20 protein-coding genes and 2 pseudogenes are annotated in these 19,821 nt (G+C 34.6%); 10 read left to right on the forward strand and 12 right to left on the reverse strand.

Translation table 11 applies throughout. The features are described 5' to 3' along the window. Positions 1-147: 147 nt before the first annotated feature. From ACORHU_RS07020 to ACORHU_RS07065, 10 genes and pseudogenes are all read right to left on the reverse strand, one after another. Positions 148-1,197 carry a DUF389 domain-containing protein gene (locus tag ACORHU_RS07020; protein WP_414366593.1) on the reverse strand — a complete coding sequence of 350 codons (1,050 nt, stop codon included), beginning with the start codon at positions 1,195-1,197 and terminating at the stop codon, positions 148-150. After that, positions 1,194-1,517 (reverse strand): potassium channel family protein, encoded by a 324-nt coding sequence (locus tag ACORHU_RS07025; protein WP_001253404.1) that lies wholly within the window; start codon positions 1,515-1,517, stop codon positions 1,194-1,196. The genes ACORHU_RS07020 and ACORHU_RS07025 overlap by 4 nt, the downstream gene beginning before the upstream one ends. 13 nt (positions 1,518-1,530) lie before the next feature. Continuing rightward, positions 1,531-1,872 carry a hypothetical protein gene (locus tag ACORHU_RS07030; RefSeq protein WP_000397556.1) on the reverse strand — a complete coding sequence of 114 codons (342 nt, stop codon included), beginning with the start codon at positions 1,870-1,872 and terminating at the stop codon, positions 1,531-1,533. After that, positions 1,797-2,099, reverse strand: a complete 303-nt coding sequence (locus tag ACORHU_RS07035; RefSeq protein ID WP_080976003.1) for a TMEM175 family protein — start codon at positions 2,097-2,099, stop codon at positions 1,797-1,799. The genes ACORHU_RS07030 and ACORHU_RS07035 overlap by 76 nt, the downstream gene beginning before the upstream one ends. 717 nt (positions 2,100-2,816) lie before the next feature. Further along, positions 2,817-3,866, reverse strand: coding sequence for a DUF389 domain-containing protein (locus ACORHU_RS07040; RefSeq protein ID WP_434364057.1), 1,050 nt, complete (start codon positions 3,864-3,866; stop codon positions 2,817-2,819). A gap of 290 nt (positions 3,867-4,156) precedes the next feature. Next, entirely contained in the window at positions 4,157-5,668 is a 1,512-nt protein-coding gene (locus ACORHU_RS07045) for an ATP-binding cassette domain-containing protein (RefSeq protein WP_434364058.1), read from the reverse strand. Continuing rightward, complete coding sequence (locus ACORHU_RS07050) at positions 5,608-6,057, reverse strand: SPASM domain-containing protein (protein ID WP_434364059.1); 450 nt, start codon at positions 6,055-6,057, stop codon at positions 5,608-5,610. The genes ACORHU_RS07045 and ACORHU_RS07050 overlap by 61 nt, the downstream gene beginning before the upstream one ends. A gap of 117 nt (positions 6,058-6,174) precedes the next feature. Beyond that, positions 6,175-6,345, reverse strand: a pseudogene (locus tag ACORHU_RS07055) (helix-turn-helix domain-containing protein); the annotation flags it as partial. Positions 6,346-6,793: 448 nt separating this feature from the next. Next, the gene (locus tag ACORHU_RS07060; RefSeq protein WP_434364061.1) at positions 6,794-7,768 is read right to left on the reverse strand and encodes a sensor histidine kinase; all 975 of its coding nucleotides are present in this window, start codon (positions 7,766-7,768) and stop codon (positions 6,794-6,796) included. Next, complete coding sequence (locus ACORHU_RS07065) at positions 7,761-8,438, reverse strand: response regulator transcription factor (RefSeq protein WP_434364063.1); 678 nt, start codon at positions 8,436-8,438, stop codon at positions 7,761-7,763. Before ACORHU_RS07065 ends, ACORHU_RS07060 begins: the two co-directional genes overlap by 8 nt. A 408-nt stretch (positions 8,439-8,846) precedes the next feature. Here ACORHU_RS07065 and ACORHU_RS07070 point away from each other — a divergent pair, with 408 nt between their 5' ends. The 3 genes from ACORHU_RS07070 (at position 8,847) to ACORHU_RS07080 (ending at position 11,478) form a co-directional block, all read left to right on the forward strand. Next, complete coding sequence (locus ACORHU_RS07070; RefSeq protein ID WP_101776789.1) at positions 8,847-9,416, forward strand: TetR/AcrR family transcriptional regulator; 570 nt, start codon at positions 8,847-8,849, stop codon at positions 9,414-9,416. An 88-nt stretch (positions 9,417-9,504) separates the two neighbouring features. Continuing rightward, positions 9,505-10,281 carry a ferredoxin reductase gene (locus ACORHU_RS07075; RefSeq protein WP_434364065.1) on the forward strand — a complete coding sequence of 259 codons (777 nt, stop codon included), beginning with the start codon at positions 9,505-9,507 and terminating at the stop codon, positions 10,279-10,281. A gap of 123 nt (positions 10,282-10,404) precedes the next feature. Then, positions 10,405-11,478 carry a DUF2974 domain-containing protein gene (locus ACORHU_RS07080; RefSeq protein WP_434364067.1) on the forward strand — a complete coding sequence of 358 codons (1,074 nt, stop codon included), beginning with the start codon at positions 10,405-10,407 and terminating at the stop codon, positions 11,476-11,478. An 87-nt stretch (positions 11,479-11,565) separates the two neighbouring features. Here the strand turns inward: ACORHU_RS07080 and ACORHU_RS07085 are convergent, their stop codons facing one another. Then, a complete protein-coding gene (locus tag ACORHU_RS07085) occupies positions 11,566-12,585 on the reverse strand; it encodes a YdcF family protein (RefSeq protein WP_434364069.1) in 1,020 nt (339 codons plus the stop codon). A gap of 250 nt (positions 12,586-12,835) precedes the next feature. Here ACORHU_RS07085 and ACORHU_RS07090 point away from each other — a divergent pair. Then, positions 12,836-13,045, forward strand: a pseudogene (locus ACORHU_RS07090) (transposase); the annotation flags it as partial. Between the two features lie 402 nt (positions 13,046-13,447). Here the strand turns inward: ACORHU_RS07090 and ACORHU_RS07095 are convergent. After that, the gene (locus tag ACORHU_RS07095) at positions 13,448-14,035 is read right to left on the reverse strand and encodes a TetR/AcrR family transcriptional regulator (RefSeq protein WP_000432148.1); all 588 of its coding nucleotides are present in this window, start codon (positions 14,033-14,035) and stop codon (positions 13,448-13,450) included. Positions 14,036-14,569: 534 nt separating this feature from the next. Here ACORHU_RS07095 and ACORHU_RS07100 point away from each other — a divergent pair. Genes ACORHU_RS07100 through ACORHU_RS07125 form a run of 6 tightly spaced genes read left to right on the forward strand, consistent with a single transcriptional unit; the run spans position 14,570 to position 19,689 of the window. Then, on the forward strand, positions 14,570-15,709 hold the full coding sequence (locus ACORHU_RS07100; protein ID WP_001011133.1) for a ThiF family adenylyltransferase: 1,140 nt from the start codon (positions 14,570-14,572) through the stop codon (positions 15,707-15,709). Continuing rightward, on the forward strand, positions 15,639-16,589 hold the full coding sequence (locus ACORHU_RS07105) for a lantibiotic ABC transporter permease (RefSeq protein WP_434364071.1): 951 nt from the start codon (positions 15,639-15,641) through the stop codon (positions 16,587-16,589). Before ACORHU_RS07100 ends, ACORHU_RS07105 begins: the two co-directional genes overlap by 71 nt. Continuing rightward, positions 16,586-17,506, forward strand: coding sequence for an ABC transporter ATP-binding protein (locus tag ACORHU_RS07110; RefSeq protein WP_000808308.1), 921 nt, complete (start codon positions 16,586-16,588; stop codon positions 17,504-17,506). The genes ACORHU_RS07105 and ACORHU_RS07110 overlap by 4 nt, the downstream gene beginning before the upstream one ends. Next, complete coding sequence (locus ACORHU_RS07115) at positions 17,499-18,242, forward strand: ABC transporter permease (protein WP_001065932.1); 744 nt, start codon at positions 17,499-17,501, stop codon at positions 18,240-18,242. The genes ACORHU_RS07110 and ACORHU_RS07115 overlap by 8 nt, the downstream gene beginning before the upstream one ends. 2 nt (positions 18,243-18,244) lie before the next feature. Continuing rightward, a complete protein-coding gene (locus ACORHU_RS07120) occupies positions 18,245-18,961 on the forward strand; it encodes an ABC transporter ATP-binding protein (protein ID WP_000041119.1) in 717 nt (238 codons plus the stop codon). After that, positions 18,958-19,689: a hypothetical protein gene (locus ACORHU_RS07125; protein WP_000662949.1), complete on the forward strand. Its 732-nt coding sequence runs from the start codon at positions 18,958-18,960 to the stop codon at positions 19,687-19,689. The genes ACORHU_RS07120 and ACORHU_RS07125 overlap by 4 nt, the downstream gene beginning before the upstream one ends. Positions 19,690-19,821: the final 132 nt, after the last annotated feature.

Genomic DNA, 19,821 nt, shown 5'->3' on the forward strand with positions numbered 1-19,821 from the left:
TCACAGTCTGAGAAACATTTTCAGAGCCAGAAAAAGCAACAACTATTTCAGCTGTTGCTTTTTATATTTTATTTAATCTGAGCTAGTAGTGATTGGTCAAACCACCACACAAGATTTACTTTCATGAGTTAGATAAAGTCAGTATCCTCAATCCTTATCTGCTTCATTTTCTTTTACAAGATCTTTTTGTGAATCCTTTTCAGAGAGTTTTTGATCGATATACTTGTTAATGGTTTCATAAAATTCCTTGGTCGAATCACTGTCTAATTTTGTCGAATTATGAACTTGATTGACTTTCAATTGAACAGATTGAATACCGTAAGAGGCTTGTTTTTGGTGGAGCGTTTCTAATTCTTCTTCTGAAATCGGATCTCCAACAACCGTCAAGACCAACTCATTGTTTCTTGATTTGTAGACTTGATTAATGACCGTGTGATTGGCGAACTCTTTTCCTACAAACTGTTTGATTCCTTCTTTTCGCGCTTGATCTATCGTTAGAGTGACTGCTGAATAGCTGGCTGGAAGAATCAATAATACAATCAAGGATATCAAGCCAATTCTCATTTTAATGTTTAGCTCTTTAAATGAAGTTAAAGGAGATTTTCTCATCATAATTCTTGTTCCAACAATGTTGATTAGCATGATAAAGACACAGTTGATCAAGAAAAGATAGAGAGCCCCCAATAAAAATCGTACATTCCCATTAGCTAAACCATAGCCAGCAGTACAGATAGGCGGCATCAAAGCTGTAGCAATGGCTACTCCTGGCACGATATTGTTTGCTTCTTTTTTCCTTGAACCGATCACACCAGCAATCCCACCAGCAATAGCAATGAGAACATCCCAAATGGTTGGAGAGGTTCGTGCGATCAACTCGCTACTTGCATAAGACAAGGGAGAAATCCAGAAATACAGAGTCGAGACAAGCAAACTGACCAACACTTGAGTCAATAAAACCTCTAGAGATTGCTTGATTAAACGCGTATCAAAAATAGCTAAACCGAATCCCAGTCCAACAATCGGTGTCATGAGAGGTGAAATTAACATGGCTCCAATAATAACAGCTGTTGAATTCATATTTAGACCGATAGAGGCAATAAAAATTGCACACATCAAAATCGCTGTATCTCTCAATCGAACATGAAGGTCATCGTATAATTTCTCACGGTATTCCCGTGTTGAATAATTGGCAGTCATTTGTCCTCTCCTCTTTCCTTATTTAAATCGGTATAATAATTAATAATAACAGCTGATAAACAGCCAAAAAATATGAGCCCATAAATCGTCAAGAAGACACTGGTAATCCTTCCAATCAAGGTCACAGCTAGGAGATCCCCGTAGCCGACAGTCGTCGAAGTCACAAAAGCATACCAAAGACCGTCTCCGTAATTTGTGATAGCAGGTTCAACTAGGAAAAGCACGCCTCCTGACCCAAAAACAAAGGTCACAAAACTCAGAGCAAACCGAGTAAAACCCGTAACCTGTATAATATGCCATAACATTTTTAAACGTCTCATTTGTTCTCCTTATTCATACTAGCTCCTGACCGAGCCGTTTTTTCCAATAATCAAAGTGAAGATAGGACATGATCTCCATCAGAGAAAGATAGACAAACTGATAGATCTGATTTAAGCTGATTATCAACTGATATTGTTTGAAAAATGACTGGAAGAAAGACCAGATATGACTGTCTTGAATCAGTCCCTTCTTAACATCAGACAGGATATTAGCTAAAGCTCCCAAGGACTGAAACGGTAAATCCTTGACATTTATATAGATCCGGTCCACCACATCATTCAGACTGGTATCTTGGATGGCATGAAATTCTCCAAAGAGAACTCCTGCCGCTCCAAGAGTAGAAACAAATTCCACCAAATAATTTCTGAGGAAATTTTCTCAACCTTTTCCCATAATGTGTTTAGTGCCATCCATAACGATCCCAACCAGAAAAAGGAAAGAAAACAAGCAAAGAAATTTTGCCGTAAATCCCAAAAAGCTTTAAGACTTGGTGTTGTTGGTTTTTCTAACTCTAAAATCAAGATGGTCATAATAATTGCTAGAACAGCATCTGTCAATACAATTAATCTGTCTTTCTTCATCGGATTGCATCCCCTTTCTTTTTTGTAACATTCTATCTTATCGCATAATATTGGATATTCTTTCATAATCCGACTACAAACAAAAATAAACCAAAAAGTCTGTCCCTATTATGCTATATTTAACTCTAGAAGTATTCATCCATCTAATTAATAAGTATATCATATTTCACAATAAATGAATACTATCAAAGATTCATCCCCTTTCACTTCATCATTTAGTGTTGCTTAGATTTATCAAAAACAACCAAATTTGTATTAATTTCAAGTATCACCTAGTTACAAAAATTTGGGGTGAACAGAAAAAGCATCCCGTATTTTTGATACGAAATGCTTTCAATAAGTTTAAATAAGTTTTAACGTTTACTAAATTGTGATGCTTTACGAGCTTTTTTCAAGCCTGGTTTGGAAAGTATGAATTTCAGTTGGACTAAAAACAGCGTAATATCAAGACTTTTCTCCGCTTTTATAAAAGCGTTTTTCCAATCAAATTCAACTAATTTTATCTAAATGGTGTGGATTTTACCCCCAAAATTACAGAGAATGGAGCTGATAAACACTAAACGTTCACACCATTAGTTAAATGATTTTTTTCATCATTTTTCTTAGATGATAGAACTTCTAATTTATTTCTTATTCAAGCAAAAACAACCTGCTATAAGTAAGAAAGAGGAAGATACAAGAAAAACACGGCGTAAAAACCGATTCAGTTCAGTGTCCTCAATCCTTGTCTGCTTCATTTTCTTTTACGAGATCGTTTTGTGAATCTTTTTCAGAGAGTTTTTGATCAATATACTTGTCAATGTTTTCATAAAATTCCTTGGTCGCTTCACTATCTAATGTTGGCGAGTTCTGAACTTGATTCACTTTCAATTGAACAGATTGAATACCGTAAGAGGCTTGTTTTTGATGAATGGTTTCTAATTCTTCTTCTGAAATTGGATCTCCAACAACCGTCAAGACCAATTCATTGTTACTTGACTTGTAGACTTGATTAATAACCGTATAATTGGCGAACTCTTTTCCTACAAACTGTTTGATCCCTTCTTTGCGCGCTTGTTCTATTGTCAGAGTAACTGCCGAATAGCTAGCTGGAAGAATCAACAATACAATCAAGGATATCAATCCAATTCTCATTTTAATGTTTAGCTCTTTAAATGAACTTAAGGGAGATTTTCTCATCATAATTCTTGTTCCAACAATGTTGATTAGCATGATAAAGACACAGTTGATCAAGAAAAGATAAAGAGCTCCAAATAAAAATCGTACATTTCCATTAGCTAAACCGTAACCTGCAGTGCAGATAGGTGGCATCAGAGCTGTTGCGATGGCTACTCCTGGTACGATATTGTTTGCTTCTTTTTTCCTTGAACCAATGAAACCTGCTATCCCACCAGCAATAGCAATGAGCACATCCCAAATGGTTGGGGAGGTTCGTGCAATCAATTCGCTACTTTCATAAGATAAGGGAGAAATCCAGAAATACAGAGCCGAGACAAGCAAGCTGACCAATACTTGAGTAAATAAAACCTCTAGAGATTGCTTGATTAAACGCGTATCAAAAATAGCTAAACCAAGCCCCAGTCCAACAATCGGTGTCATAAGAGGGGAAATCAGCATGGCTCCAATAATGACAGCTGTTGAATTCATATTTAGTCCGATAGAGGCAATAAAAATCGCACACATCAAAATCACTGTATCTCTTAATCGAACATGAAGATCATCATATAATTTCTCACGGTATTCACGTGTTGAATAGTTTCCAGTCATTGGTTACTCCTTTTATTTCATATAATTTTGTTTCTGCATGGATGATGGTAGAGAGACTTCTGTCCAGTCTTACATATTTTTCTTCTCACCTGTTATACTTTTGAAAATTATCCTCTAAGTATCCGCCAGTCCATCCTTAACATTATATCAAAAATTTTACAGTCTTTCTCTGACGAAATCTATCAATTGAACAGATAGAGGAAGCAAGAAATTTTTGTTTCCTTATCCGAAGAGGGAAAAACGGTATCAGAAGAACCTTGATACTATGCGTTTTATTCTTTATAATTTAGCTATTTCAAAATTACAAGTTCTCCATTCTTAATTTCCCAAACTTGGTCAAACTTACTTAATAATTCGTTTTGGCGATGTAAAGTAACAATGACGGCACTTGGTAGTTCCAGAACTCTTTCCAATTCCATTTTAAACTGATTAGTATCCAAGGCAGAGAAAGGTTCGTCTAGGATAAGCAATGGATTTTTACGATTTTTCTCACGATTTAAATACATTCGTTGTTGCTGACCACCTGACAGGGATTGTGGTGGAATTTTTTCAAAATCTTCTTCTCTGAATTTTTCATTGAAACTATTGAATAGCGTTACATTATTTTCATAACTTGAAATAAATGTATGTTCTTGTTGCAGAATCATACCGAATCTTCCCCAAAGATGGTCCAAAACAAGCCCATCTAGCACAATTTGTCCTTCAAAATCTTCATCTGTTCCATTTAAAATGTTGAGAAGACTACTTTTTCCAGACCCATTCTTACCAATAAGCGCAATTTTATCCCCTTTTTGAATCGTAGCGGAAGTAATTATCAATTTTGATTCTCCCAGTTGTTTGGAAATATTTTTCAAAGTAATCGTATCAAAAGAATGTTGAGATGCTTGAACTGAAACGGGTCTCCCAACAATGTTTTGAAAACTCTTGATTACAGGCTTTACGGACTCTAACATTTGTAAATCATAAAGGATTTCCTGTATTGGTTCAGAAAAAGCATTAATATATCCGAAACTCGCCACCACCTCAGGAATACCGAGTTGCTGGTGAGATAGAGAGTAGGCTAAATAAATAAACAGAACAAGACTAATGAATTCAAAAGAAACACCTGTCAATAAGATGCCTGTAATTTTTGTCAAACCATACTTAAAATACTTATCCTGCAAATTCTTTAGAGAGCTCTTTTGTTGATTCAAAAAATGCGACATAGTTAGTTTATTTACCAAATGATGTCCCATGAGCAAATCCTCCAAAGTTCGATAGTAATCTCCTTGTTTTTTCAAGTAAACCTGTCTACGATTAGCGGTCAACTTCCCAACGATTTTAGGAATTTGAATACTAATTCCAGTGGAAAAGATTAAAATCAGTGATACAATAGGATTAATTGTTCTGCTAATAATGAAAGCGTAAATGATGATACGTAAAATTTGTTTGATAAAACTCATCAATGGAGGAAGGTAATCCTTTTCCAACGAATCTAGGTCATTAGATTGATAGGAAATATACTCTGCTACTGTTTTCTGCTTGAAATCGTGGTGACTGAGTCCCAGAAGTGAACGAAACCACTCATTTTTCAAAGTAGTCGAAAAGATAATCCCCTGCTTCCAATCAAGTATCATTTGGATATAGTTACAACTCAAATAGCCTGCCACTGACATAGAGTAACCATATAGAGCTACTTGATAATCCCCTTTGATTAATGCCTGCGTGAAATACGGTAACAAAGCTGTGCAGATATTCGATACTACACCAAAAAGAAAATTAAAGAAGAGATACCATCTAATAGTTTTAATATATGGTAGCATATACGATACTCCTTACTAATACTTTTTTTACATATCGAAGAACAATCTCTACTATTCCCTGTTTCAGATAGTGCGATACCAGGACATTGAGTGCAATAATTGGCAATCACACAAGTACTGCAGTTCTTACTATCATTCCAAGTATAATTTGCCATTTTGTAAAATATAGGTCTACCCCATATTTCTTTAATAGATGTAAAATGAATATTTCCAATACTTCTATTATAAAGAGAACAAGGCTGAACTGCACCTAGACATGTTATATAAAGAGATAACTGTACTGAACAACAAGTTAGAAAACTTCCCGATTTATCAATAAAATTAACACCATTAATTGAATCTACCTTTTTCTGCACAGTAATCAGTTGTTTTAAAGTCAATGACTTCACTCTAACTTTATTATCAATAGTCCCTCTTCTCGGAACAATTTGAGTATCAACTTTATATTTAAAATGATTTTTTTACAGAAGTTATACATATCATCAATTGAATCAATATTTTACGCAATAGGATACATTGAATTTCTGGCAGACAGTATTGATTAGCTCCATTGAAAGTAGGCTTTTTCAGTTTTTATAACGACTTAGGCTATTTCGTGACACACCCAAAATCCGTGAAAATTCTGGTTATATCAGATTATGTGATTTTCGTAAGAATTTTATATTGTCTCCAATCATGGCAGTCTCCTTTTACTTGATAAAACTATTATAACATTTAGAAATTAAAAACTGGTTCAAAATTAATAGAATGTGTGTATTCGATACATTCTATTAATTCTTGGAAACAGTTCTACACCAGTTATACAAATCTATATACACCTATCTCATTCAAAATAAAAAGAAAGCTGCAGTTCTTTTAATCCTGTATCAACGATTCATTCTGAAATCGAATAGGAGACATTTCCCAAGTCTACAATTCACTTCATCTCAAATTAATTTTTGTAATTCACCCTTAGTTTATAGATTTTATGCTCAACAAAAGTATAAAGCATACAAAACTTCACTTTGAACCAGTATTTATACTATATTCCGTATTAAAAATTCTATTATTGGTTTTGTAAAAAACAGTCTTCAAATCTCCTGAAATATAGCAAAAAGAGATTGGGTAAAAACTCATTGTCTCTTCTCACTCAAGGACTAGGTTCACTTGAGCAAACTGAATCCGTACTATCGTTCCTTTTCCGACCTCAGACTCGATACGAATCTGGTGACCCAGTTCTTCAGAAATTTTCTTAGATAGGTAAAGTCCAAGGCCAGATGACTGCTGAGTTAGGCGTCCATTATATCCTGAAAAGCCACGTTCAAAGACTCGGAGGACATCACTATTTTTTATCCCGATTCCTGTATCCTTGATACAGAGTTCCTGGCCTTCCATATAAATCTCCAGACCACCTTCCTTGGTGTACTTGAGGCTGTTTGAGATAATTTGTTCAATGACCACTAATAGCCACTTTTTATCCGTAACGATTTCTTTATCAAGGTCATGTAGATTGACATTTAGTCCTTTTTGAATAAAGAAAAGAGCATATTTACGAATTATTTCCTTGACCAAGTCCTCAATTTGAACCTGCTTTAAGACCAAATCATCATGGAAACTTTCTAAACGCAGATACTGTAAAACTAGATTGGTATAGGAGTCAATCTTGAAAATTTCCTGTTCTAATTGCTGCTTCAGTTGGCGATCAACCACTTCTGCAACTAAGAGTTGACTGGCTGCAATGGGGGTCTTAATTTGATGAACCCACAAGGTATAGTAATCCAGCAAATCCGTCAGTTTTCTTTCTGAATCTGACCTCTGCTGATAGAGTTCCATATCACGCGCTTCTAATTTTTCAGACAAGGCTCTTTCCAAAGGAGACTGAGCTTCCCTCTCCCCATAGAGAATTTCCTGACGATAGACCTGCATTTCCACCAATATATCCCAAGTGAAAAATAAGATGGTTACAAAGCAACACAAGAGGAAAAAATAGAGAAAGTAAATTCCTAAACTGGCAAATAAAAACTGAAAGAGCAAAACCAGAAACGTCAAAGAAAGCAGATAAACAAACAGACGACTACGGGAGCGCAGATAGGCTAGAAAAAATTGTTTCCAATCAAGCATGCTTCAGTCCGTACCCTATCCCTTTCTTGGTTTCGATAAATCCTATCAAGCCCTGCTCTTCCAATTTTTTACGTAATCGAGCCACATTAACAGATAGGGTATTATCATCAATGAAAAAGTCACTGTTCCAAAGTTCCCGCATGAGGTCGTCACGCGCTACGATATTGCCTGCGTGTTCAAATAAAACGCGTAAAATCTGGAATTCATTCTTGGTCAAATTCAAGACTTGCCCTTGATAATGTAAATCCATGGATTTGGTATTGAGGATAACACCAGCATATTCCAGTAAACTCTCGTCACGCCCAAACTCATAGGAACGGCGCAACAAGCCCTGAACCTTGGCTAAAAGAACCTGCTGGTCAAAAGGCTTGGTCACAAAGTCATCCGCGCCCATATTGATTGCCATGACAATATCCATCGCCTGGTCTCTCGAAGACAGAAACATGATGGGTACCTTGGAAATCTTGCGAATCTCCTGACACCAGTGATAGCCATTAAATAAGGGTAAGCCAATATCCATAAGGACCAGATGAGGTTCCGATTGGACAAAAAGACTCAAAACTTCCATAAAGTCTTCTACCAAGACCACTTCAAATCCCCATTCAGAGAGCATTTTCCCGACCTGTTGACGAATAACCTGATCATCTTCTACTAATAAAATCCTGTGCATCTGATTCTCCTTTGCTAATTTTAGGAGTCTTAAATCCTTTAGTATAAATAGAGGGCTTAGTATCTAATACTTTTTTGACATTTCCTTGTCACAACAGCTCAAAGACAGATAGTGAATAACCCCATTGATATCATACCTTATTTTCAGACATAGTGCCAGCCCTACCCTTTTATTTTTAATTTTTTCAACCTTCATTTCAGTTCTTTTATCCATCCCCTTAACCAAAATTTATATCTATTCTTCCAAACCTTGAGTGTAGTTAAAACGACACTCTATACTCTTCTAACATTGAAAAGCTCCTTATCGAGTGGTATCCGTAAAAAGTTCTAGCTTTCAGATTGACAATCTGAAAAAGATTTGTTAAGATATGAATGAACAATATTTAATATTCATTCAGAAAAGAGGTGAATCAAATTGGACAAAAAACAGGCTTTGAAATCCGCAGCTTATGAAGTTTTTTCAAAAAAAGGATACAAGGCGACAGGAATTTCAGAAATTGCTAGACAAGCTCATATGGCAGTCGGATCTTTTTATAACTATTACGAAAGTAAAGAAGCTATTTTTTTAGATATCTATATTGATGAAAACAACCGTGTTCGCCAAACTATGATCGAAGAACTGGATTGGGAAATTGATATGATTGATCTTATTAGTCAACTCTTTGCTCAATCCAGAGCACTCGTTTCTTCCAATAAAATCCTTGCAGAATGGTACAATCCTGCCATAGCAGATGAGTTGCATAGCTACTATTCCTCAGAAGAAGGAAAAGTCACGAATCCATTTCATCAATTTCTCGTGAAAACCTTTACTCATCGTTTGCAGGCTGAAGGCCATTCTCCAGAAAAAATTCAAGATATTTTACAAGTTTACAACCTATTTTACTACATGGATATGCATATCACAGAGAATGATTTTCCAGATATTAGCAAAACTGTAGAAATACTAGCAACCAACTTCATTAAAGGAATACTGAAATAAAGAAATCTTTTCTTTATTTTTTGGAAATTATTGAATGAAAAAAAATATTATTCATTCATAGAAAATTACTACACTATAGGAGTTAAAAATGAAACGAGGGAAAAAAATGTTCATAATTATTCTAACTACACTTGGAGTGCTCGGCTTTATATCTTGGGGAATCATTACCTATCTTGGACGAAGTCAAACTTTATCGATAAAATCCATTGAAAATCCTAGCGGAGATTTGTATTTAGTTCACATCACAAAACCAAAAAATCAAATATGGAAAGCTGGCTCCTATGCTCAGTTTAAGCTTCCTGACAGCTCGTTTGGTCCAGACAAAAGTCCAGTAAAGGAGGATCAGGCTAGCCGATGGCTAACCCTTGCTTCCACTCCTGATGAGGATGAAATTCTTATTGTAACCCATAATAGTGGTAGCGTGTTTAAGGAAACCTTAACACATTTACCAGCTAGTAGTAAAATTGAGATGAGTTGGCTGGAGTCATCTTTATCTGTTAAAGACAATGACCAAGCACTGGTTTGTTTTGCCTCTGATGTCGGTATTTCTACTATACGTCCAGTTGTGAAAGAGTGGGCTGGTAAGCGCTCCATCATTCTTAATCATTTAGACAAAGGAGTAAACATTTTTGATAATGAGTTAAGAGAGCTTAGTAAGAATAATCCGAATCTAACTTATAAAACTAGCGAAACCTTTTCTCAAAGCCAAGCATTTTTAAAAAATGCGGTTGTGAAATACGGTAACCAAGCTACTTATCTCTTAACCGGCCAACCTGATGATATAAATGAGATGAAAAATTTCTTAAAAGAGAATGGGATTGACGACAAACAGATACAAACAAGTATGTTTAAAGGTTTAAAATAAAAGCAAACTGTCTTCTATGTGTCTGAATCATACCATTATAGGTCGGTATGTAGAGAGCTCGTACAAACAAACTAGTAAATTCTATGTGATTGTGATAAGATAAATAAAAAGAAAGGAGCTCTTATGGCCAATATTTTTGATTATCTGAAAGATGTCGCACACGATTCCTTTTACGACCTTCCTTTGAATGAGCTAGACATTCTAGTCTTAACAGAAATCACCTACCTCTCCTTTGATAATCTGGTCTCCACAGCTCCTCAGCGACTTTTAGACCTAGCTCCTCAGATTCCAAGGGAACCTAACATGTTGACCAGTAAAAATCGGCTCCAATTATTGGATGAATTAGCTCAACACAAACGCTTCAAAAATTGCAAACTCTCCCATTTTATCAACGACATCGACCCTGAACTGCAGAAGCAATTTGCGGCTATGACCTACCGCCTCAATCTCGATACCTATCTGATTGTCTTTCGTGGGACTGATGACAGTATCATTGGCTGGAAGGAAGATTTCCACCTAACTTATATGAAGGAAATTCCTGCTCAAAAGCATGCCCTCCGCTATTTAAAGAATTTTTTTGCCCAACATCCTAAGCAAAAGGCCATTCTGGCTGGGCATTCCAAGGGAGGAAATTTAGCCATCTATGCGGCTAGTCAAATTGAGCAAAGCTTGCAGGATCAAATCACAGCAGTTTATACCTTTGATGCGCCTGGTCTCCACAAAGAACTGACACAAACCGAGGGCTATCAAAGGATAATGGATAGAACCAAGGTCTTCATCCCACAAGGATCCATTATCGGTATGATGATGGAAATCCCTAACCACCAAATCATCGTGCACAGTAATGCCTTAGGTGGTATCGCCCAGCACGATACCTTTAGTTGGCAAATTGAGGACAAGCACTTCGTTCAACTGGATAAGACCAACAGTGATAGTCAACAAGTAGACACAACCTTCAAGGAGTGGGTGGCCACAGTCCCTGACGAGGAACTCCAGCTCTACTTCGACCTCTTCTTTGGCACCATTCTTGATTCTGGTATTACTTCTATCAATGACTTGTCTTCCTTAAAGGCGCTTGAACACATTCATCATCTCTTCGTCCAAGCTCAATCCCTCACTCCAGAAGAAAGGGAAACTATGGGACGTCTTACCCAGTTATTGATTGATACCCGTTACCAAGCATGGAAGAATAGATAATACTCTTGAAAATTAAATGTATACAAAACAAAAGACCTAGAATACATACTTTCATGTGCATTCTAAGTCTTTTTAAATAAAATCTAACTACCAAATAATCCCTTTGTAGGCTATCAAAATGAGGACTGATAGTAGGACATAAAAGGCAAGGAAAAGCCATTTCATCTTGACACAGAGCGCTAAGTACTCCCGAATAAAAGCAGATGGTATGTAGTAGCCTGCCGTCCTACATCCGAGGCCATCTCCCTTCATTTTTAACTTACGAGCATAGGTACTTGTTCTAAAGACATGATAATCATTTGTTACAAAGAGGAATTGAGGTTTGGCTACCAGTTTCTCGCCAAGTTCCTTAGAAAAGAGAAGGTTCTCGTAGGTAGTCCTTGATTGATCCTCCAGAATAATCGCATCTTGGGGAACATCTGTCTCTTCAAGAAGATAGTTTGTAATGGCCTGCGCTTCAGAAATCTTTTCATCTCCTCCTTGACCACCACTGGCAATAATTTTTATGTTAGAATTCTTAGACTTGTGGTAAGCTTCTACCGCCTTATCAATTCTCCTCTTTAGCAAAGGTGTTACCTTTTCTCCGCCTAATAAACCAGCACCGTGAATGATAATAAAATCATAATGCTTCTTCTTAGGAATAAAGAGATACAAGATAGAGTACAGCATAAAACCCGTAAAAGCAAAGCCAAAAATAAAATAAGAGTAGAAAATGAATACAAATAAAATGTTTAGAAAGTGATTGGTGTAAAATAATTCATTTTGACCTCCCAATCGAAATGAAATCAAGGCAAAAAATACCAAAATGACTATTCCAAGGAGCATGGAGAGATAATTGGCCTTTGAACGTCCCTCTCGCTTCAACAAAATGACCCCATTATAGATTAAAAAGATACCACTCAGAAAAAGCAAAAAAGGAAGTAAAATAAAGGGAAATATAAAAAAAGCGAAATGAATCTTCTCATACCCATTTTGATAAAAAAGGTAGCCTAGATAAAAATAACTGGAAATGAGGGATAATAAGAATAATACTGGATTCCACAAACTTCTATTATCCTTCCAAAATGACACTATAAAGGCTAATACAATTCCTATAACGAGATACATTTCTTCCTCCTTTAATAACTACATTTTATCATAATTATCTAAAGAGAAAAAGAGGGCATCTATCCAATGTCATTAAGTTAAGAGATTCAAATACGATTCTGTATTTGGATTTCTTTTTTATGTGATAAACTATAGTTAAAGAAGCACAGTGCATTGAATCTATAATAGTACAATACAACTTATAATTCATAGTTAGAAATTAATCTAAATACCTTAATCCATTTATGCATATTTTATTTCAATATACTATATTATGGATAATGCAATATTCCATAGAATGGGGAAACTAGAGCTCTTATGTGAAGAGGTTGGGCATACACTTTTACATCTTCCTCCCTACTAACCCGAGTACAATCCTATTGAGAAAACATGGGCTCATATCAAAAAGCACATCAAAAAGGTGTTACCAAGTTGCAATACTTTTTACGAGGCTCTTTTGTCCCGCTCTTATTTCAACTGACTAAACTATCTTTTCTGGTATTTTTTAATTTTTCAGTTGTCTGTGTGAGATATGAATACTTTGGATTAATAACTCAAATCCAAGAATCACAGACCAGATTGATATGATTATTCCAAGATTAATTTAAGATTAGCTTTTAAACTAGATCAGGTGGAGAAGGAGATAGAAAATATAAACAATCAATAATAAAGTCTACTGATGATTATGAATATAAAGTTCGATGATTAGTAAAATTTGTGTAAACGATTAGTCAATCACTATTTTCTCTCTAACATAAAGACTATCCAAATAAAGTTAAATTTGGCCTCAAATAGATTTTGAAGATTTATTTTCTCTTTTGTCAAGGTATCTGGATATGAGAAAGTAGAAATCATCTTAGAATGTGACTAAGAGAATTATTTTTTACATATTTAAATCAAATTTAATGTTGAAGCTTTCCAAGCATTTGTTTAGCATATCTATTTTTGAGACAATAGTAGTTTTAGAATTTTCAAATATCAAAGGATTTAGCCAAATATTCAGTAAAATAGCTATTAATTCTGCAAGTTGTTGAGGATCGTCTGTCATTATTGAGCCGTCTTCAACTCCTTCTACGATAATTGGATAAAAATAATCAGGGATTGTGAGTTCTTGCATTTGTTTTAAAAATGAAACAAATAACTTAGGACTATCCAGTAACTTAGGAGAAATTGTAACTATAGTTTCCATATTAGTATTAGCTAAACTAATAGAAACTAGTTGTGTTATTTTTTCAGATCCAGTTATATTTTTGGAAAATTTGATTTTGTCAAAAATAAGTTTATTCTGTAAACCTATATTTTTGACAACTGCTTCAAAAATATCCTCTTTAGATTCAAAATGGTGATAAATTGCTCCTTTTGTTAAACCGTCTAAGCCGTTTATAATATCAGAAATGGTAGTTTGTTCATATCCCTTTGTTAAGAAAAGATTAGTTGCTACTTCAAGTATTTTTTCTTTAGTGTTTTCCATATTTTAGAAAATAACTCTCCTTTCAATTATTTATGTCAATGGAATTAGTACACAATTACTGTTGACAGAGTCACCAATTAATCATTATAACACACTTATACATAGCTTGCCTAATAATTTTTGTTCATTGCATTTTGAAATTATTTTCTATAACTATTTTTTATTAAAAAATCTAAAAAAGTAGTTGACAACATACCGAAGGTATGTTAAAATCAAACTACATACCAATGGTATGTAGTAGGACATGTCCTACTTAAAATGATCGATCAGATAAATTAAAAAGGAAATGAAAAGCGTATGAAAAATATCAAAGTACGTAAAGCTGAAAGTGCCAATGCTACAGCTTGGTGGATTATCGTCTGATTTATCGTGACGTTATTACATATGCCTCTGCAAGCTATTAGTTTGTAGAAGTGCCTTTATTGTGTTAAAATAGCTAGCTATTTGTTAAAGAATTTTGTACAACATTTTGTTAAACGCATGGAAAGGTATTCATGCGTTTTCATTTTACAGGATTTATAGAAGAGGTAAAGTATGAACTTTCAATACATTAAACCAAGAATAAAACCAATTTATCCAGTATATCAGTTAAATGATGAGTTATTTCGCATAGGGGCGCAACTTTCTATTACAACTGAGTTTGAAGACCCAGAAGGACAGTTGCTTGAGTTGGTAAAGGTTCTCGATGGTAGAGAGATGACTGAAATAGTCAAGCACATGATTAATACTTTTCCAGATTTAACTCCAGAAGATGTCGTAGATGGATTGGATATTCTTAGTGCAGAGAATCTTATTGAAGAAACACCTAATAAAGTCTTGGAAGATTTGGATGAGCGTTACCATCCAAATATTAGTTATTTCAGTCGATACATGCCATATGACAGAAACCCAATGGATATACAAGAAAAAATCAGATCCAGCTCGATTTTATTACTTGGCCTTGGGGGTGGTGGATCGAACATTTTGACACTACTGTCTGGATTAGGGCCAAAAACAGTACGGGTTGTCGACTATGATAGAGTTGAAAGAAGTAATTTGGGTAGGCAATTGCTATATAGAGAGTCTGATTTAGGGAAACTTAAAGTAGATGTAGCTGTTAATGCATTACGGGAAATGAACTCTACAATTAATGTCGAAGGTTTTAACAAGAAAATTGAGACACCAGAAGATGTACTAGAATTTACAGAAGGTATTGATTTGGTCATCTGCGTTATTGACGAACCACCTTTCCAAGCACAAAAAACGGTAAATCAAGCAATTATAAAAGCAGGTTTGCCTTGTGTGTTTGGTGCGTCGCAGGTTAGTCGAGGTAGGGTATTTTCTGTCATTCCAAAAGTGACGGGATGCTTTGATTGTTTGAATATCCATTATACTTTGCATGATGATAAATTTGTCGAGCAGTTTGTGGGATTTAGAAATATTGATTTTAATCCACCGACAATTGCCTATGCACCAGCTATTTTTCAATTGACGGCAGCTATTGTTGATGAGGCAGTTCGAGTCCTGACAGGCTATGCAAGACCAAGTAGCCTTAGTACACAATATGAGATTAACTACGAAGACGGCTCTTCGTTTACTCACCCATCGTGGGAGAGATACGCTGATGATTGTCCAACATGTGGGAATGGGGATGCTAAAAAATGGGAAATTTTCAGGTATTATGACAAAAAATAATACTGAAGTAATTGTTATAGAGTCACTTAATCAAGAAATTTACTTTAGGAAAACTCGTAAAAATGATTACTTACTTTATTCAACAGGCTCGAAATTATTAGTCTTTGATGAAATTACATGGGATGAATCTATTATAGAATCATTACCTCATCAATTAATCGGGGATCCTTTATTTGAATTATTGAAAGAGAATCATTTCTTTGAAAGTGGTAACTCTATCCCGAATTCTGATAATAACTACCTACTTTTTCTTAGAATTTTAGCAATCATTTTTGAAGGAGGTGCTATAGTTTACAATTTATTTTGTATAACGAAACTCCCTTTTCTTGAATATGATTTTGGTAGAGAGAACCAAATTTTGCTTTTAATATTTGGAGTATTCTTCTCATTGTTTACCACAATAATACATGAAGGAATGCATATTTTGTTTTCAAATAATGTTACAAATATAGGGAAAGTTCTACGTTTTTCTTGGAAGAAATCAGTAGCAACAGTTGATTTGACACATGTTTGGCTTTGGCCACTTTTTGAAAGAAGTATGGCTATTTTAGCAGGTCCATTGTTTGACAGTATTATCTTGTCTTGTTTTTACCTAATAAGTGATTATTTTTTTAGTCCATATATAACAATATCCATTTATATTATGATTTTTAGATTATTGTGGCAATTACGACTAACAAAACATACTGATGGCCGATTACTGATATATATGTTATTTGATAATCCATTTTTGAAAAATAATTTTGATAATAATAGAGATTCTTTAACAAATAAAGAAAAGATAGTATGGAGAGCATGTCGTATTTTTAGCACTATTATAACTATCTTGCTATTATTACTTCTTTTATTTTTTATAGCACAGATTGTGAGGTATTCATGAAACAAGAAACTATTGTTGTAAGACATTTGAAAAAGTCTTACGGTCAAAAAAATGTTACAGATGACATTAGTATTACTTTTTATAGTAGTCAGATCGTTGCAATTGTAGGTCATAACGGAGCTGGAAAGAGTACGTTTCTGAATCAAATAAATGGCACAGTAGCCTCAGATGAGGGGACAATACATATTAAAGGAGTAGATGTAACCAAACAACCTGGAAAAGCGAGAGAACTTGTTTCTTCCATGCCGCAGTTTCAAGTACCAATTAAGGGAGTCACAGTACAGGAAGCAATTAAATGCATTGGTGCTGTAAAAGGAATGAATTCTTCAGCGGTTGAAAGTCGTACCAAAGAATTAATTGATTTCTTAGAGATTAACCAATGGAAGCATACAGCTGGCGAAAAGCTTTCAGGTGGACTTCAGCGATTAACATCTTTTGCGATGTCAGTCGTCGATATCCCATCTATTTTAGTTCTGGACGAGCCAACTAATGATGTTGATCCATTTAGAAGGACTTTGATATGGCGTTACTTGCGTTCTCTTGCAAATTTAGGAACAACAGTTATCATTGTCAGTCATAATTTATTTGAGGTAGAGAGGTATGCTGATCGATACTTACTATTTGATAAAGGGCGTATTAAAAGAGATGTGCTTGTATCAGAGTCTAAAAATGCTCGTCAGTTAAAGCATCAAGTATCGCTTTCAGGTGTTAATAAAGAGGAACTTTTTCATTTCTTGAATCATAATAACTTGAAATATGATGATGTTGAAAAACGTTTGATTTTTACAGTCAGTGAAGATTGTTTTACAGAGGTAATATCGGTTATTTTTGATTTACTGAAAACAGATAGAATTGTTAGTTATGAGATAAAGTTGAGAACTCTCTCTGATGACTACGAGGAGTACATAAATGAATAATAGTCAAAAAAGGTTATCTAAATTCGGTGGATTGGTAAAATGGAGCTTACTTCGTCACAAGTTTTATATTCCAGTCTTTGTTGTCGTTCAAATTGTTTTATCATTTGCAGTCATTTATGGTTTTCTATTCATTACCCATTCAACTAATCAAGCAGAGAAGTCTTATCTTTGTACAGGAGCTATGGCTATAAATGTGATTGCTGTTACTTGTGTACTGGCACCTCAAATTGTTAGCGAAGCCAAGCAAAATGGTGTTTACGAATACCAGAAAACCTTGCCTGTTTCGAGAGTAGAGATACTGTTGTCTGATTTATTAATTTGGGGCTTATTATGTCTACCAGGAATCTTATCAAGTATATTGATTAGCACATTCGGTTTTGGCTTAGATGTTTCAATCGGGATTAATTCAATCTTATCTGTATTATTGATTATTTTTTCCTTGTTATTAGTTGGTTTTGCAATTGCCTATATTCTACCATCAAATGTTGTCCCCTTAGTAACACAGCTAATTATGATCGGTGGATTACTGTTTTCTCCAATTATCTATGCAGCAGATAGACTACCTTCGTGGACAATAACTTTATATAAGTATTTGCCTTTTGTACCAGCTAGTCAGATAATCCGTTCATCCATTTTTAGACTAGAGTATGTTGACAGCCAGAATTTTTCCACACTAATAGTTTGGGCTTGCTTTGGATTTTTTTTATCACTAATAACATTATCTAGGAGGAAATAGTTATGAGTAAGTTAACAGTTTCTAATTTAACAAAAGTTGTAAAGAACAACATGCTATTAAATAACGTCTGCCTTTCCTTGAACTATGGGCAAGTCTATAGTGTTATAGGAAATAATGGTGCAGGAAAAACAACACTATTCCGATGTATTTTGGGATTAAGTCAACCTACTGGAACCGTTGCTCTCGACGATAAAATCGTAAATTCTTTCAATTATAACGAATTCCTTAAAAAAGTCGGTGTTGTCTTTCCTTTTCCAGATAGCTTTGGAGCTTATACTGTAAAAGAGGTTTTTGACAATCATACACGTTATTATGCTTGTCAATCTGTGGATATTGAAAGTTATCTAAAAAAATTTGGACTAAATGTTTACTTAGGAGATATGATTTGTAAATTTTCTTTAGGTATGAAGCAACGCCTTAATATTGCCTTAGCATGTTTGCATAATCCAGAGATATTGATACTAGATGAACCATTTAATGGTTTGGATAGAGATGGAATTCTTTTTCTTCAGCATCTTTTGCTGGATTTCAAAAAACAAGAGAAGTTGATTATTATTTCAAGCCATTCATTTGCTGAATTAGAGAAGATAACTGATCGCCTTATTTTTATTCAGCAAGGAGAAATTTTAGTGGATACAGATGTTTTGGAAATTAAGCGACAAGGTTTTGAAACTTTTGAACAATTCTATAGAAAAATAAAAGAGGAATACGGTGTATGAAGGAACAGATCATTTGTGAGTTCACTACCCATGGTCGTCATTTTAGGGGCATTATGTGGACAAATATATTAGTCAACTTATCAGCTTTGATTTTTTTCAGTTTGGTAGGACATTTTGAGTCATCTGATCAAAACTCTATTTTAACTGACTCTGCAGGCATAATGACTTTGGCTTCAACATTAACAGTATCTGTTGCTGCTATTTATGGTGTTGTCATTCTAAATCGCTTGTTATTAAAAGATTATATTGGAAATGCAAGGGAAATGATCTTTTTATTTCCAGGAGGTAGATTTGAGATATTCCTAAGTAAAGTTATTTCTTTGTCTATTCATTGTTTATTAAGTCTAGTTCCTGTTTTGTTGCTTGAAAATCTTATTTTTTATTTTGTAAGACTCTCTCTTGGTGTTTTATCAATTGGCTTGTTTGTATATGTGTTAAAAGCTATCTTCGTAGCTATGTTTGCAGGCTTTTTTGTACTTAGTGTAGTGTTAGCTTCAATTCTGGTAGGCCAAATGACACAATCAATTAATGTTCCCATTATTGTATCTATAATAATTGTGTCAATTATGGGAAATTTTGTAGCCTACCTATATCAATTAAACAATTTAATTATAGTACTTCTGACTCTATGTGTAGCAGTTTTAGTTTGTTTAACAATTAGTATTTTAATTGATAGAGTTAAAAAAGATGATTTGATAGAGAAAACACCTATAAAAAATGGAAAGTAGAAAATCATTAAGAGCAACTTTTTTGGTATTACTCTATGCCATTTCCTGTAAAATAATTAGTGGTTTTTTCTATCTTACTATTTGTGGGAACTTTAGGTCGCTTTTGTTAGATATATTGTTTTTTCAATATTC

It is taken from the genome of Streptococcus sp. KHUD_015 (assembly GCF_051106265.1).
In the GTDB taxonomy this organism is placed as follows: domain Bacteria; phylum Bacillota; class Bacilli; order Lactobacillales; family Streptococcaceae; genus Streptococcus.

What these genes read in the sequence shown, in the direction of transcription:
- ACORHU_RS07020 (WP_414366593.1), bottom strand. Translation starts at nt 1,197, where the DNA reads ATGACTGCCAATTATTCAACACGGGAATACCGTGAGAAATTATACGAT.
- ACORHU_RS07025 (WP_001253404.1), bottom strand. Translation starts at nt 1,517, where the DNA reads ATGAGACGTTTAAAAATGTTATGGCATATTATACAGGTTACGGGTTTT.
- ACORHU_RS07035 (WP_080976003.1), bottom strand. Translation starts at nt 2,099, where the DNA reads ATGAAGAAAGACAGATTAATTGTATTGACAGATGCTGTTCTAGCAATT.
- ACORHU_RS07040 (WP_434364057.1), bottom strand. Translation starts at nt 3,866, where the DNA reads ATGACTGGAAACTATTCAACACGTGAATACCGTGAGAAATTATATGAT.
- ACORHU_RS07045 (WP_434364058.1), bottom strand. Translation starts at nt 5,668, where the DNA reads ATGCTACCATATATTAAAACTATTAGATGGTATCTCTTCTTTAATTTT.
- ACORHU_RS07060 (WP_434364061.1), bottom strand. Translation starts at nt 7,768, where the DNA reads ATGCTTGATTGGAAACAATTTTTTCTAGCCTATCTGCGCTCCCGTAGT.
- ACORHU_RS07065 (WP_434364063.1), bottom strand. Translation starts at nt 8,438, where the DNA reads ATGCACAGGATTTTATTAGTAGAAGATGATCAGGTTATTCGTCAACAG.
- ACORHU_RS07075 (WP_434364065.1), top strand. Translation starts at nt 9,505, where the DNA reads ATGAAACGAGGGAAAAAAATGTTCATAATTATTCTAACTACACTTGGA.
- ACORHU_RS07080 (WP_434364067.1), top strand. Translation starts at nt 10,405, where the DNA reads ATGGCCAATATTTTTGATTATCTGAAAGATGTCGCACACGATTCCTTT.
- ACORHU_RS07085 (WP_434364069.1), bottom strand. Translation starts at nt 12,585, where the DNA reads ATGTATCTCGTTATAGGAATTGTATTAGCCTTTATAGTGTCATTTTGG.
- ACORHU_RS07095 (WP_000432148.1), bottom strand. Translation starts at nt 14,035, where the DNA reads ATGGAAAACACTAAAGAAAAAATACTTGAAGTAGCAACTAATCTTTTC.
- ACORHU_RS07100 (WP_001011133.1), top strand. Translation starts at nt 14,570, where the DNA reads ATGAACTTTCAATACATTAAACCAAGAATAAAACCAATTTATCCAGTA.
- ACORHU_RS07105 (WP_434364071.1), top strand. Translation starts at nt 15,639, where the DNA reads ATGATTGTCCAACATGTGGGAATGGGGATGCTAAAAAATGGGAAATTT.
- ACORHU_RS07110 (WP_000808308.1), top strand. Translation starts at nt 16,586, where the DNA reads ATGAAACAAGAAACTATTGTTGTAAGACATTTGAAAAAGTCTTACGGT.
- ACORHU_RS07115 (WP_001065932.1), top strand. Translation starts at nt 17,499, where the DNA reads ATGAATAATAGTCAAAAAAGGTTATCTAAATTCGGTGGATTGGTAAAA.
- ACORHU_RS07120 (WP_000041119.1), top strand. Translation starts at nt 18,245, where the DNA reads ATGAGTAAGTTAACAGTTTCTAATTTAACAAAAGTTGTAAAGAACAAC.
- ACORHU_RS07125 (WP_000662949.1), top strand. Translation starts at nt 18,958, where the DNA reads ATGAAGGAACAGATCATTTGTGAGTTCACTACCCATGGTCGTCATTTT.